Here is a 16,286-nt window from a genome sequence, read left to right on the forward strand (position 1 = left end):
TTTCCCCGTCGCAATTCGTCATCGCCGCGTCATTATTGGCGAGAATGACATCGCCGCGATGGTGCGGCGCGTGCCGCCCAATCCGTGAAGACCGCTCGAACCATATCTCAAGGCCCCCATGAATCTCCGCAACATCGCCATCATCGCCCACGTCGACCATGGCAAGACCACGCTGGTCGATCAATTGCTCCGCCAGTCCGGCGCGTTTCGCGACAACCAGCGCGTGGCCGAGCGTGTGATGGATTCGAACGATATCGAAAAGGAACGCGGTATCACCATTCTCGCCAAGGCGACATCGGTGGTCTGGAAGGACACGCGGATCAACATCGTGGACACGCCCGGCCACGCCGATTTCGGCGGCGAGGTCGAGCGCATCCTGTCGATGGTGGACGGCGCCATCGTTCTCGTGGACGCCGCCGAAGGGCCGATGCCCCAGACCAAGTTCGTGGTGGGCAAGGCGCTGAAAATCGGTTTGAAACCCATCGTCGCCATCAACAAGGTCGATAAGCCCGACGCGCGCGCCAGCGAGGTCATCAACGAGGTTTTCGACCTGTTCGCCGCGCTCGACGCCACCGACGAACAACTCGATTTCCCCATTCTCTACGGGTCCGGCAAGAACGGCTGGATGGCCGACTCCCCCGACGGGCCTCAGGATGGCATGGGGCCGCTGTTCGACCTCGTGCTCCAGCACGTTTCGCCGCCCCCGGTCGAGGATGGCGCTCTGCGCATGCTCGGCACGCTGATCGAAGCCAATCCCTATCTTGGCCGGATCATCACCGGTCGCATCTTCGCCGGCAGCGTCAAGACCAATCAGGCGGTCAAGGTTCTGGACCGGCAGGGCAATCTGGTTGAAACCGGCCGCGTGTCCAAAATCCTCGCCTTCCGCGGCATTGAGCGCCAGCCCATCGACGAGGCCGACGCGGGCGACATTGTCGCCATCGCCGGTCTGGCGAAATTCAACGTCGCGGACACGCTGGTCGCTCCCGAAGTGACGGAGCCGTTGCAGGCCCAGCCGATCGATCCCCCGACCCTGTCGATGACGTTCATGGTCAACGATTCGCCGCTGGCGGGCACCGAGGGCGACAAGGTGACCAGCCGCGTCATTCGCGACCGCCTCATGAAGGAGGCCGAAGGCAATGTGGCACTGCGCGTCGAGGATTCGCCGGGTTCGGACTCCCTGGTCGTTTCCGGTCGCGGCGAATTGCAATTGGCGATTTTGATCGAGAACATGCGTCGCGAAGGCTTCGAACTGGGCATCTCGCGTCCGCGCGTCGTTTTCCAGAAGGACGAGAACGGCGACCGCCTTGAGCCGATCGAGGAAGTCGTGATCGACGTCGACGAGGAGTTTTCGGGCGTCGTCGTGCAGAAAATGTCCGAGCGCAAGGCCGATATGATCGAAATGCGCCCTTCCGGCGGCAATCGTCTGCGTCTGGTGTTCCACGCGCCGACGCGCGGCCTGATCGGGTACCAGGGCGAATTGCTGACCGATACGCGCGGCACGGCGATCATGAACCGCCTGTTCCACGCTTACGCGCCGTATAAGGGCGACATCCAGGGCCGACGCAACGGCGTTCTCATCTCCAATGACGCTGGCGAAGCCGTGGCTTACGCGATGTGGAACCTCGAAGATCGCGGCCCCATGATGATCGAGCCGGGCTGGAAGGTCTATGCCGGCATGGTCATCGGACAGCACACCCGCGACAACGATCTTGAGGTCAACGTCCTCAAGGGCAAGAAACTGACCAATGTTCGCGCGGCGGGCAAGGACGAAGCGGTCAAGCTGACGACCCCGATTCGCATGACGCTCGAAAGATCCCTGGCCTATATCGAGGACGACGAACTGGTCGAAGTCACGCCGAAGTCGATCCGCTTACGCAAAGCCATACTCGATCCCAATGATCGCAAACGCGCGGTACGCGCCAAGGAGTAAGTCCGAGTTCGCCAATGCCTCACAGAATATTGCGTGGTTTTAACTTCGGGGGGGCGAAAATGCAGCTTCCGAGCGATGGCGTCCAGTTCGGACATAATGCGCGTCATATGCGCATGGACACTTTGGTCAAGTTGCGCTGGCTCGCCGTCGCGGGCCAGACCGCGACGATCCTCGTGACTGACTTCGTCCTGGGGTTCTCACTCAATCTGGCGTCCTGCCTGGGATTGGTGGCCGTGCTGGGCGCCGTCAATTTGCTGACGACGCTGCTCGCGCCGCGCCATTTGCGGCTTTCGGAATTCAGCGCGTCCTGCTTTCTGATTTTCGACGTGCTTCAGTTGAGTGCGCTGCTTTACGTAACGGGCGGTTTGCAGAATCCTTTTGCCATCCTCATTCTGGCGCCCGTGACCATTTCCGCCGTATCGTTGCGGATCAATCACATCGCGAGCGTCGTCCTGGTTTCGGCGGCCTGCGTGACCCTGTTGTGCATGGCGCATCAACCCCTGCCATGGCGCGGCGGCGAGAGCTTTTCACTGCCCCAGCTTTATCAGGATGGCTTGTGGGCGGCGATCATCGTGTCGTGCCTGTTTATTTCCGTTTACGTCTCGCGGGTGGCGAATGAATATCGCGCGCTCAGCCAGGCCCTGGCCGCGGCCGAACTCGTCCTCGAACGCGAAAACCATCTGTCCAGACTCGACGGACTCGCGGCCGCCGCCGCGCACGAACTCGGGACGCCCCTGGCGACGATTTCGCTGGTCACCCATGAACTGAACCGCGCCGACGTTCCCGAGGACATCAAGGAGGATCTGGGTCTGCTGGAGCAGGAAGCGCGACGGTGTCGCGATATTCTCGGCAAGCTGACGTCGCTTGAGGAAGACGATGACGAGCCCTTTTCGCGGACGAGGCTCGGTTTGCTGCTTGAACAGATCGCCTCCCCGTATCAGCAGGGCGCGGCGAAGATCAAGATCGAGATGAACGGGGACGGCGCCGAACCGCATTCCGACTGTAGCCCCGCGATTATTTACGGTATCGGCAATTTTGTTGATAATGCGACTGATTTCGCGCGCACATCCGTGGTAATCGATGCAAACTGGGATCGCGAAAGGGTGGCGATCGTCATCTCCGACGACGGGCCGGGCTTTCCGGGTGAGTTGATCGATCAACTCGGCGAGCCCTATCTGGTGCGGCCCGCCAGGAGAGGCGGAAATGTCAAGGACCGGGCCGGCTTGGGCCTGGGTGTATTCATCGCGAAAACTTTACTTGAGAGAGCCGGAGCGGAGGTCCTCTTTTCAAACGGCAAAAACGGCGGGGCGCGCATCTCGTTGACATGGAGCCGGGCTCGGTTTGAAAAGCCGAGTGTTTGACTTGACATAGATCAAATTCTTTGGTCGATCTCAGGCTTAGGCAATGCGCTTGAATTTAGGCTAGGGGTGACGGATCGAATGCCTCAGTCCGAAAAAGGAATGACCGAAGCCGTGGACAGCGTGTGCAAGACCGAAGCCACCGAAGCGGCGCTTCTGTTTGAAAAAGACAAGACGCTGCTGATCGTCGATGACGACAAGCCGTTCCTCAATCGCTTGGCGAAGGCGATGACGGCGCGAGGCTTTTTGGTCACTTGCGCCGAGACGGTCGCGGAGGGCATGAGCGCGGTGCAATCGGCCCCACCGGCCTTTGCGATCATCGACATGCGCCTTGGCGACGGCAACGGACTGGATGTCATCGGCGAATTGAACGCGCGGCGACCGGAAGCGCGCGGCATCATTCTGACGGGCTACGGCAACATTTCTTCCGCCGTTCTCGCGGTCAAGCTGGGCGCCTTCGATTATCTCTCAAAACCGACGGATGGCGACGAGATCTTCGCGGCCCTGATCAACTCGAACTCGAACTCGGCCGGCGAGGCGCCCGCAAATCCCATGTCGGCTGAACGGGTTCGCTGGGAACACATTCAGCGGATATTCGAGCTTTGCGATCGCAATGTCTCGGAGACCGCGCGGCGATTGAACATGCACCGCCGGACCTTGCAGCGCATTCTGGCGAAACGCGCGCCCAGGTAATCGGAATTTCGAGTAATCGGAATTTCGAGAAAAGCAGTCGGACTCAACGAGAGTCGCCGGTCCTGTCCCGATGCCTGTTAGGTCGTGACAGCAGAAGACGGATCAAGCGCGCGCTCACGAGGGTGGCGTTTTCGCGGGTCGCCTTGGTAAAGCGATGCAAGGTTCTGACCAATTCGATGGCGTCCTCGGCCCTGACGCTTTTCAACTGACGCATCAGTTCCGCTTTCCGACTGAAGCCTCCCGTGCTTCGCAACAAGGCTTGCAGCGCGTCATTGGGATTGCCGCCGCTCTCGACCGCGCCGGCGCTCCTCTGCAAGGCGAGCGCGTGCCGCATCATCGCAAGCAGCATCACGGTCGGGTCTGCGCCAGACAGATGGGTGTTGAGCAAAAGGTCGAGCATGTCCTGCCGGCCACGCGAGAAGAAGCCATCCACGACGGCGTCAATTTGCGACAAATTTGGATCGTAGCAGACCGCTTGAACGTCCGAGAGCTGGATCGTGTCCTGACCTGATGTAAACAGCAGCAGCTTTTCGATCTCGTTGCGTGTCGCGATCCGGTCTTCGCCCAGGACGCCCAGCAAGGCGTCGCGCGCGCTGGGTTCGATGGCGCGCCGGGCTGTCGCCAGTTCCTTTTCAAGCAAGCGCAGCAGGCTCCTCGCGTCATCTGGCCGGCATTCGACGGCGGCGACCAAGGATTGCGCCTCCGCCCACTTGCGCAGCGGCGCATCGCGGCGAAGATCCCCGCCCTCCAGGACGATCAGGCAATTTTGCGGAGGCGCCTTGGCGATCATCTCCAGAGCGGGCAGGAGTGACTTCCCGCCGACATTGATGCAGATCACGCGATTGGATCGCTGGAACATGTCGATGGAGTTGGCTTCATCGACGAGAACGAGAGGATCGGAGGCAATGCCGTCCCCGGACAAATAAATCTTCTGGCCTGGAGCGCCCTCCCCGAGAAAACTCCGGCTGGCCTGTAGCGACCGTTCAGACACAAGTCCGCGGTCCGGGCCATGAAGCAGGACGATGCAGAAGCGATCCGCCGGCGCGGCGAGAAAATCATCGGCCTCGCTGATGGGGATCGCGACCATGACAGTTCATTTCGCCAGGGCGATCGCGACTCTGGTGCGAATCTGCTCGGCGATGGTCCGGGCGTTGCGGATTTCAGCGTCGCGCGCCGCCCGCACGTTGCTCAAGCGCTGCGACGTCCGATCATAAGACACGAATTGCGAGACGCTGCCGACCGCCAGAGGCTTATCTGTCGCTCCCGTCAGCGGGAACAACTGGTAGGCGGCGTCGACGCTGACGGCTCCAGCTTCCGCTTGACCGGTGAAGGTGTTGATGATCGGCGTCGACATCCGTTCGCTGAGCGTGACCACCAGCCGATATTTCGGCGTAACCACCGATCCGGAGCCGTTCAACTGCGACACCAGCTCAGTGGTCACATAATGGCCGAGGCGGTCGGGGATCGGCTCCACCCTGATCGCCTGCAATTCGTCGCCGACGGCGCCGCCGCCGGCTGTCGTCGTCATGTACAGCGGCTGAACGCAACCGCCGAGCAGCAGAGCGGAGCCCAAAGAAACCGCCGCAGCGATCCCAACCCTGGCTTTTTCGCGATTAGACGACGACATTGATGATCCTCTGCGGGATTACGATGATCTTTCTGGGCGTTCGTTCCTCGCAGGCGCGCTGAACGGCCTCCAGCGCCAGAGTGGCGGCTTCGATCTCCGTTTGGCCGGCGTCACGGCCGATGGTCAGTTCGGCGCGTTTCTTTCCATTCACCTGCACAGGTAGCGTTATCATATCCTCGACAATAAGAGAACGATCCGCGACCGGCCAAGGCGTTTCCGCCACCAGCCTGTCGCCGCCCAGCTCGCTCCAGCATTCCTCGCCCAGATGCGGCATCATCGGGGCGAAAAGCTGCACCAGAATGCGGCCGGCCTCCCGGAACGCGCAGCGGACATCGTCGCCCTCCGGCGGCGCTTCAATGCCCGCGAGCAATCCGCCCAACTGGTTGGCGAGATCGTAAATATGGGCGACGCAGCGATTGAAGCGCAGTCGGGCGAGGTCATCCTCCGCCTTGACCAGGGTGGCATGGGCCACCTTGCGAATGCGGTTCGCCTCAGCGCCAAAACAGGCGACCTCCGCCACGCCGGCGGAAATGTCGGCGATGTCTCCGACCAGACGCCACAGCCTCTGCACGAATTTGCTGGCCGCCTGCACCCCGTCCTCGGTCCAGATCACATCGCGGTCCGGCGGCGAATCGGACAGCATGAACCAGCGCGCCGTATCGGCGCCATAGGTGGCGATGATGTCGTCGGGATCGACCGTGTTGCGCTTCGACTTGGACATCTTTTCGATGGAGCCAATGTCCACTGGCCGTCCGTCGCTCAGAGCAAAGGCGCGCCGCGCCGGCCCCTCCGCCTCGAAGCGAATCTCGGCGGGCGACATCCAGGCGCCGTCGGCCGAGCGATAGGTCTCGTGCACCACCATGCCCTGCGTGAACAGGCCGGCGAAAGGCTCGCTCAGGCCGACATGGCCGGTGGCGCGCATGGCGCGGGTGAAGAAGCGCGCATAGAGCAGATGCAGAATGGCGTGCTCGATGCCGCCAATATATTGATCGACCGGCAGCCAACGATCGACCACCGCCTTGTCGGTCGGGGCGTTGACGTTCCACGGATCGGTGAAGCGCGCGAAATACCACGACGAATCGACGAACGTGTCCATCGTGTCGGTTTCGCGAAGCGCCGGCTTGCCGCATTTCGGACAGGTGGTGTTGCGCCAGCTGGGGTGGCGGTCGAGCGGATTGCCGGGCTGGTCGAATGTGACGTCGGCGGGCAACTGGATCGGCAGACTCTCGCGCGGCGCGGGCACGACGCCGCAAGCCTCGCAATGGATGATCGGGATCGGGCAGCCCCAATAGCGCTGGCGCGAAATGCCCCAGTCGCGCAGCTTGAAATTGACTTTTCGTTGGGCGCGCGGCGCGCCTTCCACAGTTTCCGCCTCAAGACGGCGAACCACTTCCTCGCGTGCTTGCGCGGGGGTCATGCCATCGAGAAAGCGCGAGTTGACCATAAGGCCGTCGCCATCATAGGCAATGTCGTCGACGGCGAATTTTGCCGCGTCGGCGTCCTCGGGACGAACGACGACCGTCCAGCCCAGATCGTATTTGCGGGCGAAATCCAGGTCGCGCTGGTCATGGGCCGGGCAGCCGAAAATTGCGCCCGTTCCGTAGTCCATCAGCACGAAATTGGCGACATAGACCGGCAGGGTCCATTCCGGGTCGAACGGGTGCCTGACCCGGACGCCCGTGTCAAAACCCTTCTTTTCCGCCGTTTCGAGCGCCGCGCTCGAGGTGCCGACGCGGCGGCATTCCTCGATGAAGGCCGTCAGTTCCGCATTGTCGCGCGCCAGGGCGGCGGCGAAGGGATGGTCGGGCGACAGAGCGAGGAAGCGCGCGCCAAACAGGGTGTCCGGACGGGTGGTGAACACCTCGATGGTCTTGACCGCTCGGGCGCCGGCCACGTCGAATTTCACCAGCGCGCCTTCGGAGCGGCCGATCCAGTTTTTCTGCATCAACCGGACTTTTTCCGGCCAGCGGTCGAGCCCGTCGAGCGAGGTCAGCAGATCCTCGGCGAATTCGGTGATCTTGAAGAACCATTGCGTCAGTTCGCGCTGTTCGACCAGCGCGCCCGAGCGCCAGCCGCGCCCGTCGATCACCTGTTCGTTCGCGAGCACCGTTTGATCGACCGGATCCCAGTTGACCTTGGCGTTCTTGCGGTAGATCAGGCCCTTGGCGAGCATGTCCAGGAACATGGCCTGCTGATGCTTGTAATAGCTGGGATCGCAGGTGGCGACCTCGCGCGACCAGTCGATGGACAGCCCCATGCTCTGCAATTGTTTGCGCATGGCGGCGATATTGGCGTAGGTCCATTCGCCGGGATGCGAGCGGTTCAGGCGCGCGGCGTTTTCCGCAGGCATGCCGAAGGCGTCCCAGCCCATGGGGTGCAGCACATTATAGCCGCGCGCGCGCATGACGCGGGCGACGACATCGCCCATGGCGTAGTTGCGCACATGTCCCATGTGGATGCGACCCGATGGATAGGGGAACATCTCCAGGACATAATATTTCGGCCTGTTGTCATCGTTGCGCGTCAGGAAAGTCTGTTTGTCCGACCAATCTTTTTGCCACTTCGGCTCGGATTCGTAGGGATTGTAACGGTCAGCGCGCATCGAACTTCGGCTCTTCAAAACGGGTCCAGGCCGGCGCAATGAGCATGATTTCGTCGTGCGGGTCAATTGATTTGGCTTTAGGATGCGCAATGCGCGCGGCGCATGGCGGATTGGCATCCGGTCGAGTTCCGCCTAGTTTCCGCCTAGGCAATAGCCAGGAAATCGGAGCCGGAAATTGGGTGATATCGTGACAGTGGAAGAGGTTCCCGGCAGGTTGGAAAAGGTGCGGCATTCCATCGCGCGCGCCTGCGTGGATTTCCAGCGCGATCTCGGCGACGTCAGTCTGGTCTGCGTCTCGAAAAATTTTGACGCCGAGGCGATCCTGCCCGCCTTGCGCGCGGGCCAGCGGGTTTTTGGCGAAAATCGCGTCCAGGAGGCGGCGACCAAATGGCCCGCCCTGCGCGCGGAGTTTCCAGATGTCGAATTGCATCTGATCGGCCCCTTGCAGTCCAACAAGGTCGAACTGGCCATCGACGTCTTCGACAGGATTCAGACAATCGACCGCCTGAAGATCGCCGCCGCCATCGCGGAACATTCGCGCAAGAAAAACAAGCTGTTGCCCTGTTTCATCCAAGTCAATACCGGCGCGGAAAGCCAGAAGGCCGGGGTATCAGTCGAGGACTTGCCGGCTCTGCTCAATGCCTGCCGTCACGATCTCGGACTGAACATCGAAGGCCTGATGTGCATTCCGCCGTTCGATCGCCCGGTGACGCCGCATTTCGCGCTGTTGCATCGACTCGCGCGGGATTTGGGGCTTGAAAAACTCTCAATGGGCATGAGCGCCGATTTCGAACAGGCGATCCAGCTTGGCGCCACCCACATTCGCGTCGGCTCCGCCATTTTCGGCTCCCGCTGAGGCCTGCTGTCCGGCCCGATCGAAATGATCGGGCTGTCGGTGAGCCGATGTTGAACGCGCCTCATGTCGGCCGGCCGCAAAGCTATGCAGCCGGCGGTCGCTCGCAGGGTTTCGTGGGCGAGGTGAAAGAAGATCGCGCTGCCGCGCCCGAGGACGCGCGGCTTCAAGTTGAAATCCAAAATGCCGACGACGTCATAGAGATGGTCGTCGCGCCAAAGATTTTCCGCGCTGACGCGACTCGGCAGGCGAACGGGTCGGTTGTAGTTTCGCGAGCCGGGATCGTCGCACCATCCGTCGCAACGGGAGAGGGCGCGCGCGCCTCCCGAACCGCCGCGCCATCGGTCAGCGCGCCTCAGCCAACCGACGATTTGAAACCGCCCGACCGGCGTCACGCCGTCGCCCTCGCGGCGCTTGACTCCGATTCCGCTCCGGCCGAGGGCGCAAGGGACGACATTGGAGCCGATCTTCAACAGGCCCCTGGAGCTTTCCTTGGGGGAACCCGCAAGTCGCCGAACAAAAACAATGTCGATTTTTCGTGGAGAACTGGCGTCGCGCCGCAATACACCATTTTGACGGCGCGGACATGAAAGCGTAGATTTTTGATCGATCACAGGTTCGCCCGTTCGTGCTGGCGGAACTTCAAGCTTGATCCAAGCCGAACACAGGATTTTTCATGTCGCAAGTCCGTTCGATCTTGATCGTTGACGATGATGCGCATTTGCGGCTCTCATTGCTTGAACAACTGAGCATTCACAGCGAGTTCCACGCCTTTGAAGCCTCGGATGTGAAGTCCGGTCTCGCTGTCATAAACGAACATCCGATCGATCTCATCATCATGGACATTGGCCTGCCGGACGGAGATGGACGCGACGTCATCAAGCAATTGCGCGCGGCGGGATTTCAGAAGCCCGTCATTTTGCTGACGGGTCACGATTCCGAGCACGACGTCGTTCGAGGCCTCGATTCCGGCGCCAACGACTATGTCAGCAAACCCTTTCGTTTCTCCATCCTGCTGGCGCGCATCCGCGCGCATATGCGCCAGCACGAGTACAGCGACGACGCCAGTTTCCAGATTTCGTCCTATACGTTCCACCCCGGCTCCAAGCTGCTGGTCGCAAAGACCGGCGCGAAACTGAAACTGACCGAAAAAGAAACATCGATCCTGCAATATCTCAACCGGGCCAAGGGCGGCGTCGTCTCGCGCGACGAATTGCTGCGCGAAGTCTGGGGCTACAACGCCAATGTCACCACCCATACGCTGGAGACGCATATCTATCGGTTGCGGCAGAAGATCGAAGTCGATCCCACCAGCGCGAAAATTCTCATCACGGATATCGGGGGCTATCGCCTCTCACCATGAACAGGGCCTTTCATGTCCTCCGAAGACATCATTGAACGTCTCAGTCGCCTGTCCGTATTTGCGAAACTCGATCCCGGCGCCCTGCGGCTCATCGCTTTCGCGGCGGAAACCCGCCAGTTGCGCGCCGGCGATATCCTGTTCAGACAGGGAGATATCGCCGATTGCGGCTATCTGCTGCTGGCGGGAACCGTCACGCTCGATGGCGGCGATGGCGCTCCGCCTGTCCAGACTTTGAAGGAAGGCGATTTGCTGGGTGAAACCGCGCTGATCGTCCCGACCAAACGACCGGTCACGGCGATCGCGCGGCAGAGCTCTTCCGTACTCAGGATATCCCGCGCCGTGTTCTTGCGGGCTCTTGAGGAATTTCCGGCGAGCGCCGAACGTTTGCGCAAGGACGTGCTGGCGCATATCACCGTGCTCGGCGACGAACTTGAAACCTTTCGGCGCGGATTGATGGCTGACAACAGCGGCGGGTGATCAGGTCGGCGGCGTCCCGTTGGCGGCCAGCACTTCCCCGCTGAGGTAAAGCGATCCGGCGATCAGGACGCGCGGGGCGGGCCGCCAATCGCCGGCGGCCAGGGTCCGCAATGCGCTGACCACGTCAACCTCCGCCCGCGTGTTCAGCCCCAGCCGTGCCGCGAGGCCCACCAACTCCTCCGGCGACCATGACGCCTGATCGCCATGGATCGGCACGGCAATCACCTGCGCGGCCAGGCCCGCAAAATGTCGAAGAAATCCCTCCGCGTCCTTCGACTTGAGCGCGCTATAGACCAGCACGAGCGGAAGCGGCGTCACGGAATTGCGCTCCGTCATCGCCTGGGCAAGCACGCGCGCGCCGGCTTCGTTATGGCCGCCGTCGAGCCAGACCTCGGTACCCTCAGGCAACAAAGCGGCAAGCCGACCTCCGCCAAGGTTTTGCAGACGCGCGGGCCATGTGGCGTCCAACATGCCCCGTTCGAAGGCTTGGATCGGCGTGTGCGGGAAAACGGCGCGCACGGCCGCGATAGCGGCGCCCGCGTTGGTCGTCTGATGCGCGCCGGGCAGTCGCGGCAAGGGCAAGTCCAGAAGACCGCTCTCATCCTGGTAGATCAGACGGTCGCCCTCGCGCCAACACAGATAGTCCTGGCCATGGATTGTGGGCGTCACCTCCAGGCGCGCCGCCTCGCGTTCAAGCGTCCCCCGCACGCCGTCATCCTGATTGGAAAAGACAGCCGGAGCGCCCCGCTTGAGAATGCCGGCCTTCTCCCGCGCGATCGCCTCCAGGCTGTGTCCCAGGAATTCGACATGATCGCTTGAGATCGGCGTGATCACCGCGCAAGCTGGCTTGTCGATGACATTGGTGGCGTCAAGCCGACCGCCAAGGCCAACTTCAAGCAGAAGTACATCCGCCGGATGTTGCGAAAACAGTTTTAGGGCGGCCGCCGTGGTCGCTTCGAAAAAAGTAATGGGCGAGCGGCCGTTGGCGGTTTCCACCGCGTCGAACGCCTCGGTCAGGGCCGTGTCCGACACAAGCTTGCCGCCGGAGCGGTCGGCCAGCCGGATGCGCTCGTTGAAACGCACGAGGTGAGGCGAGGTATAGACATGAACGCCAAGCCCGGCCGCCTCCAGAATCGCCCGCATGAAGGCGATGGTCGAGCCTTTGCCGTTGGTTCCCGCCACATGAATGGTCGGCGGCAGTCGCTTTTGCGGGTCGCCCAGAGCCGCCAGCAAACGATACATGCGATCGAGCGCAAGATCGATCTTCTTGGGATGCAGATCCAGCAGGCGCGCGAGAATCGGGTCGGACGGAGACATCAGGCCGCCGCGGCGGGCGCCTTGGTCAACAACCGGCAAATGCGGCCCAGCGTGTCGCGCATGTCCGCGCGGGACACGACCATGTCGACCATGCCGTGCTTGAGCAGATATTCGGAGCGCTGGAAGCCCTCGGGCAGGCGCTCGCGGATGGTTTGTTCGATCACGCGGGCGCCGGCGAAGCCGATCACGGCGCCGGGTTCGGCGAGATGGAGGTCGCCGAGCATGGCGTAGGAGGCGGTGACGCCGCCGGTGGTCGGATTGGTGAGCACGACGATATAGGGCAGCCTGGCTTCCTTGAGCCGCTGCACCGCCACCGTGGTCCGGGGCATCTGCATCAGCGAGAACATGCCCTCCTGCATGCGCGCGCCGCCGGAGGCGGTGAAGATGATGAAGGGCGTCCGATGCTCGACCGCCCGCAGCATGCCGGAGACGATGGCTTCGCCGGCGGCCATGCCGAGCGACCCGCCCAGAAAGTCGAAATCCTGCACGGCGACGGTGACTTCCAGGCCCTGCAAGTCGCCGGCGGCGAGCCGGATGGCGTCATAGGCGCCGGTTTTCAACCGGTAATCCTTCAGGCGATCGGTGTAGCGTTTGACGTCGCGAAATTTCAGCGGATCAATGGGCGCTTCGGGCGAGGGCAAGCTCTCGTAAACGCCGTCGTCGAACAAGGCGTCAAGCCGCGCCTTCGCCGGTATGCGCATGTGATAGCCAGACCCGGGCACCACAAAGAGATTGGCTTCCAGATCCTTGTGAAACACCAGTTCGCCGCTCTCCGGGCATTTGACCCAGAGGTTTTCGGGCGTTTCACGCTTGAGGATCGAGCGGATTTTCGGCGGGACGACGTTGGAAATCCAGTTCATTGCATCGTCTCCTGAATCAGCGCCGCGCCGAGGCGACGCCGGCGGCGAGTTCGGTCACCAGTTTGCTTACGGCCGCAACGGTTGCGGGGCCGCCACGTTTGTCCGAATCCAGCGTGCGCGCCAGCGCGTCGATGATGGCGGAGCCGACCACGACAGCGTCCGCGTTCAAGGCGATTTCCGCCGCCGCCGCCGCATCCTTGACCCCGAACCCGACCGCGACCGGCAGCGGCGTGTGGGCTTTAATCCGCCGCACGGCCGTCGCGACCTTGGAATAATCCGGGCGACTCGCTCCGGTGACGCCGGTGACCGAAACGTAATAGACAAACCCGGAGGTGTTCGCGAGCACGGCCGGCAAGCGGTTATCGTCCGTCGTCGGCGTCGCCAGTCGGATGAAATTCAAGCCGGCGCGCAAGGCGGGAAGGCACAATTCCTCATCTTCCTCCGGCGGCAGATCGACCACGATCAGCCCATCCACGCCAGCGGCTTTCGCCTCGATCAGGAATTTCTCGACGCCATGGACATAGATCGGATTGTAATAGCCCATCAGCACGATGGGGGTGTCCGCATCGTGCCGGCGAAACTCACCAACCTGCCGCAACACCCCGTTGAGCGTCATGCCCGCGTGCATCGCGCGCAAACCCGCCGCCTGAATGGCGGGGCCGTCGGCCATCGGATCCGAAAACGGCATGCCCACCTCGATGAGGTCGGCGCCGGACTTCGGCAGCGCCTTAAGGATATCGAGGGAAATCGCGGCGTCGGGATCGCCGGCCATGATGAAAGTGACAAGAGCGGCGCGCTGTTGGGCGCGGCACTGCGCAAATCGTGTTTCGATGCGAGAGGTCATGGCCTTGCCGGTTATCATAGTGCGTGGGCATTGAAAATGGGCGCGGGTGACGCAGCGACCGCTTACATCCCGCCGAGATGTTCGGCGACGGCGAAAATGTCCTTGTCGCCGCGTCCGGAAAGGCCAAGCACCATCAGGTGATCCCTGGACTTTTTCGGCGCGATTTCGATAATCCTCGCCAATGCGTGGGCGGGCTCAAGCGCCGGTATGATTCCTTCGAGACGCGCGCAGAGCTGGAAGGCGTCGAGCGCTTCCTTGTCGGTCGCGGACAGATAAGTCACGCGGCCATTTTCCTTCAACCACGCGTGTTCCGGGCCGATGCCGGGATAGTCCAGCCCGGCCGAGATCGAATGTCCTTCGAGGATCTGGCCATCGTCGTCCATCAACAGATAGGTCCGGTTGCCATGCAGCACGCCCGGCCGACCGCCGGCCAGCGAAGCCGCATGCCCGTTCTCGACCTCAAGGCCATGCCCGGCGGCCTCGACGCCGTAAAGCTCGACCGACGGCTCATCGAGGAAGGGGTGGAACAGGCCAATGGCGTTCGAGCCGCCACCGATACAGGCGAAGGCGCTGTCCGGGAGCCGGCCCTCAAGGTTTAGCATCTGCTCCCGGGTCTCCTCGCCGATGATGCATTGAAAATCGCGGACCATCGCCGGGTAAGGGTGCGGCCCCGCCGCCGTGCCGATGCAGTAAAAGGTGTTGTCGACATTGGTGACCCAGTCGCGCAGCGCCTCGTTCATGGCGTCCTTGAGGGTGCGCGCGCCCGATTGAACCGGCACGACCTTGGCGCCGAGCATTTCCATGCGGAACACATTGGGTTTCTGCCGCTCCACATCGACGGCGCCCATATAGACGATGCATTCCAGGCCGAAGCGCGCGCAGGCCGTCGCGGTGGCGACGCCATGCTGGCCCGCGCCGGTCTCGGCGATGATGCGCGACTTGCCCATGCGCCGGGCCAGCAGGATCTGTCCCAGCACATTGTTGATCTTGTGCGCGCCGGTGTGATTGAGTTCCTCGCGCTTGAAGTAGATCTTTGCGCCGCCGAGATGTTCGGTCATTCGCTCCGCGAAGTAGAGCGGGCTGGGACGCCCGACGTAATGCGTGAGCAGGTTGCCGAGTTCGGCATGATAGGCGGGATCCCGCCGCGCAGCTTCGTAGGCCTCTTCCAGGGCCAAAATCAGGGGCATAAGCGTTTCGGCGACGAACCGCCCGCCGAATATGCCAAAATGACCCCGCTCATCGGGGCCTTGCCGCAGCGAATTGGATGGAAGGACGGTCATGGCGCTCTGCTCGATTGAAGCGGCTGTCTTAAACGCTTCTGGTCGCAAGGCCAAGTTGATCTTGCGCATGCCGCACGGCGGCGATGAAAGCGCGAATCTTCTCGACGGACTTTTTGCCAGGGCTGTCTTCGACCCCGGAAGACACATCGACTCCGGGCGCTCCGGTCAGACCGATGGCTTGGCCGACATTATCCGGACTTAGCCCGCCCGAGAGCAGCCAATTTGCCGAACCCGTGCGCGCCGAAAAACCCTTGGCCAACGTCCAGTCGAACGCCAGACCGTTCCCGCCCGGCAGGCCTCCGCCTTTCGGAGGTTTGGCGTCCAGCAACAAGCGGTCGGCGACGCCTGAATAGGCGTCCGCCCGCGCCAGATCCTCCGGCTCGGCGACGCCGATCGCTTTGAGAATCGGAATGCCGAATTTTTTGCGGAGATCGGCGACGCGCTCGGGCGATTCGGCGCCGTGCAACTGAAGCCAATCCGGCCTCAACTCCTGGACGATTTCCTCGATTTGAACATCTTCGGGATCAACGACGAGCGCAACCTTTTGCGCCCGTCCCGCAAGCAGCGCCGACAGCTCGCGCGCCTTATGCAACGCCAGATTTCGCGGACTCTTCGCGAAAAAAACGAACCCCACCATCTCGGCGCCGCCATCGACAGCCGCGCGCACCGACTCTTGCGTCGTTAAGCCGCAAATCTTGACAGTCAGCGGCATTAGGTCAGGCGGTCGGACGCGAAACCGGCAGGCCAGACCCAGCGACCGGCGCGCCAGCGGACACCTGACTGCGGAGCGCATCGTTTTCGGCCTTGAGAGCCGCTGATTTGCGGGCGGCTTCACGCGCCGCCTTGCGGTGCCGCCCCTGGCGCAGCCAAGTTGACGATCCGCCGACGACAACGCCAATCATTATCGCCCCGACAACCAGAATATAGAGCGGAATGACAAAGGTTGGCAGGGTGATGTCGGTCAGATTGAACGGATCAATGAAAACCGTGACCGTTTGCCGGTTGGCCACAGAAAAACCCAACAACAAAAGAGCGAAGGGCGCGAGAAAAAGAAAACGGAAGACCGCACGCATCGCCAATTC

General features: G+C 62.1%; 15 protein-coding genes and 1 pseudogene. 6 read left to right on the top strand and 10 right to left on the bottom strand.

What is annotated here, in order from left to right:
* The first annotated feature begins 118 nt into the window (after positions 1–118).
* From typA to CCR94_RS06585, 3 genes are all read left to right on the top strand, one after another.
* On the top strand, positions 119–1,930 hold the full coding sequence (typA, locus tag CCR94_RS06575) for a translational GTPase TypA (RefSeq protein WP_104507088.1): 1,812 nt from the start codon (positions 119–121) through the stop codon (positions 1,928–1,930).
* 59 nt (positions 1,931–1,989) lie between these two features.
* Positions 1,990–3,291 carry an ActS/PrrB/RegB family redox-sensitive histidine kinase gene (locus CCR94_RS06580; RefSeq protein ID WP_104507089.1) on the top strand — a complete coding sequence of 434 codons (1,302 nt, stop codon included), beginning with the start codon at positions 1,990–1,992 and terminating at the stop codon, positions 3,289–3,291.
* A gap of 99 nt (positions 3,292–3,390) precedes the next feature.
* Complete coding sequence (locus CCR94_RS06585; protein WP_170068939.1) at positions 3,391–3,981, top strand: ActR/PrrA/RegA family redox response regulator transcription factor; 591 nt, start codon at positions 3,391–3,393, stop codon at positions 3,979–3,981.
* A gap of 43 nt (positions 3,982–4,024) precedes the next feature.
* Here the strand turns inward: CCR94_RS06585 and holA are convergent, their stop codons facing one another.
* From holA to leuS, 3 genes are read right to left on the bottom strand one after another with little or no spacing between them, the layout of a single operon-like run.
* Entirely contained in the window at positions 4,025–5,068 is a 1,044-nt protein-coding gene (gene holA, locus CCR94_RS06590) for a DNA polymerase III subunit delta (RefSeq protein WP_104507091.1), read from the bottom strand.
* A gap of 6 nt (positions 5,069–5,074) precedes the next feature.
* Complete coding sequence (gene lptE, locus CCR94_RS06595; RefSeq protein WP_104507092.1) at positions 5,075–5,608, bottom strand: LPS assembly lipoprotein LptE; 534 nt, start codon at positions 5,606–5,608, stop codon at positions 5,075–5,077.
* On the bottom strand, positions 5,595–8,210 hold the full coding sequence (gene leuS / locus CCR94_RS06600; protein WP_104507093.1) for a leucine--tRNA ligase: 2,616 nt from the start codon (positions 8,208–8,210) through the stop codon (positions 5,595–5,597). The genes lptE and leuS overlap by 14 nt, the downstream gene beginning before the upstream one ends.
* A gap of 175 nt (positions 8,211–8,385) precedes the next feature.
* Here leuS and CCR94_RS06605 point away from each other — a divergent pair, with 175 nt between their 5' ends.
* Positions 8,386–9,066, top strand: a complete 681-nt coding sequence (locus CCR94_RS06605) for a YggS family pyridoxal phosphate-dependent enzyme (protein ID WP_210302414.1) — start codon at positions 8,386–8,388, stop codon at positions 9,064–9,066.
* A gap of 47 nt (positions 9,067–9,113) precedes the next feature.
* Here CCR94_RS06605 and CCR94_RS26325 read toward each other — a convergent pair.
* A pseudogene (locus CCR94_RS26325) lies at positions 9,114–9,677 on the bottom strand (L,D-transpeptidase family protein); the annotation flags it as partial.
* A gap of 62 nt (positions 9,678–9,739) precedes the next feature.
* On the opposite strand from CCR94_RS26325, the gene CCR94_RS06615 reads away from it, so the two are divergent.
* Positions 9,740–10,426 carry a response regulator transcription factor gene (locus CCR94_RS06615; RefSeq protein ID WP_104507095.1) on the top strand — a complete coding sequence of 229 codons (687 nt, stop codon included), beginning with the start codon at positions 9,740–9,742 and terminating at the stop codon, positions 10,424–10,426.
* Positions 10,427–10,438: 12 nt separating this feature from the next.
* Positions 10,439–10,903, top strand: coding sequence for a cyclic nucleotide-binding domain-containing protein (locus CCR94_RS06620; RefSeq protein WP_104507096.1), 465 nt, complete (start codon positions 10,439–10,441; stop codon positions 10,901–10,903).
* Here CCR94_RS06620 and CCR94_RS06625 read toward each other — a convergent pair whose 3' ends face one another.
* The 6 genes from CCR94_RS06625 to CCR94_RS06650 all read right to left on the bottom strand — a co-directional run bounded on the left by CCR94_RS06625 (position 10,904) and on the right by CCR94_RS06650 (position 16,277).
* Complete coding sequence (locus CCR94_RS06625) at positions 10,904–12,220, bottom strand: bifunctional folylpolyglutamate synthase/dihydrofolate synthase (RefSeq protein WP_104507183.1); 1,317 nt, start codon at positions 12,218–12,220, stop codon at positions 10,904–10,906.
* Positions 12,220–13,080, bottom strand: coding sequence for an acetyl-CoA carboxylase, carboxyltransferase subunit beta (gene accD, locus CCR94_RS06630; RefSeq protein WP_104507097.1), 861 nt, complete (start codon positions 13,078–13,080; stop codon positions 12,220–12,222). The genes CCR94_RS06625 and accD overlap by 1 nt, the downstream gene beginning before the upstream one ends.
* A gap of 16 nt (positions 13,081–13,096) precedes the next feature.
* Complete coding sequence (gene trpA / locus CCR94_RS06635; protein WP_104507098.1) at positions 13,097–13,924, bottom strand: tryptophan synthase subunit alpha; 828 nt, start codon at positions 13,922–13,924, stop codon at positions 13,097–13,099.
* Positions 13,925–13,986: 62 nt separating this feature from the next.
* The gene (gene trpB, locus CCR94_RS06640) at positions 13,987–15,204 is read right to left on the bottom strand and encodes a tryptophan synthase subunit beta (protein WP_104507099.1); all 1,218 of its coding nucleotides are present in this window, start codon (positions 15,202–15,204) and stop codon (positions 13,987–13,989) included.
* Between the two features lie 28 nt (positions 15,205–15,232).
* Positions 15,233–15,916, bottom strand: a complete 684-nt coding sequence (locus CCR94_RS06645) for a phosphoribosylanthranilate isomerase (RefSeq protein WP_104507100.1) — start codon at positions 15,914–15,916, stop codon at positions 15,233–15,235.
* A gap of 4 nt (positions 15,917–15,920) precedes the next feature.
* A complete protein-coding gene (locus CCR94_RS06650; protein WP_104507101.1) occupies positions 15,921–16,277 on the bottom strand; it encodes a LapA family protein in 357 nt (118 codons plus the stop codon).
* Between the last annotated feature and the right edge of the window lie 9 nt (positions 16,278–16,286).

Origin of the sequence: Rhodoblastus sphagnicola, from assembly GCF_002937075.1 — a bacterium.
Classification (GTDB): Bacteria; Pseudomonadota; Alphaproteobacteria; order Rhizobiales; family Beijerinckiaceae; genus Rhodoblastus; species Rhodoblastus sphagnicola.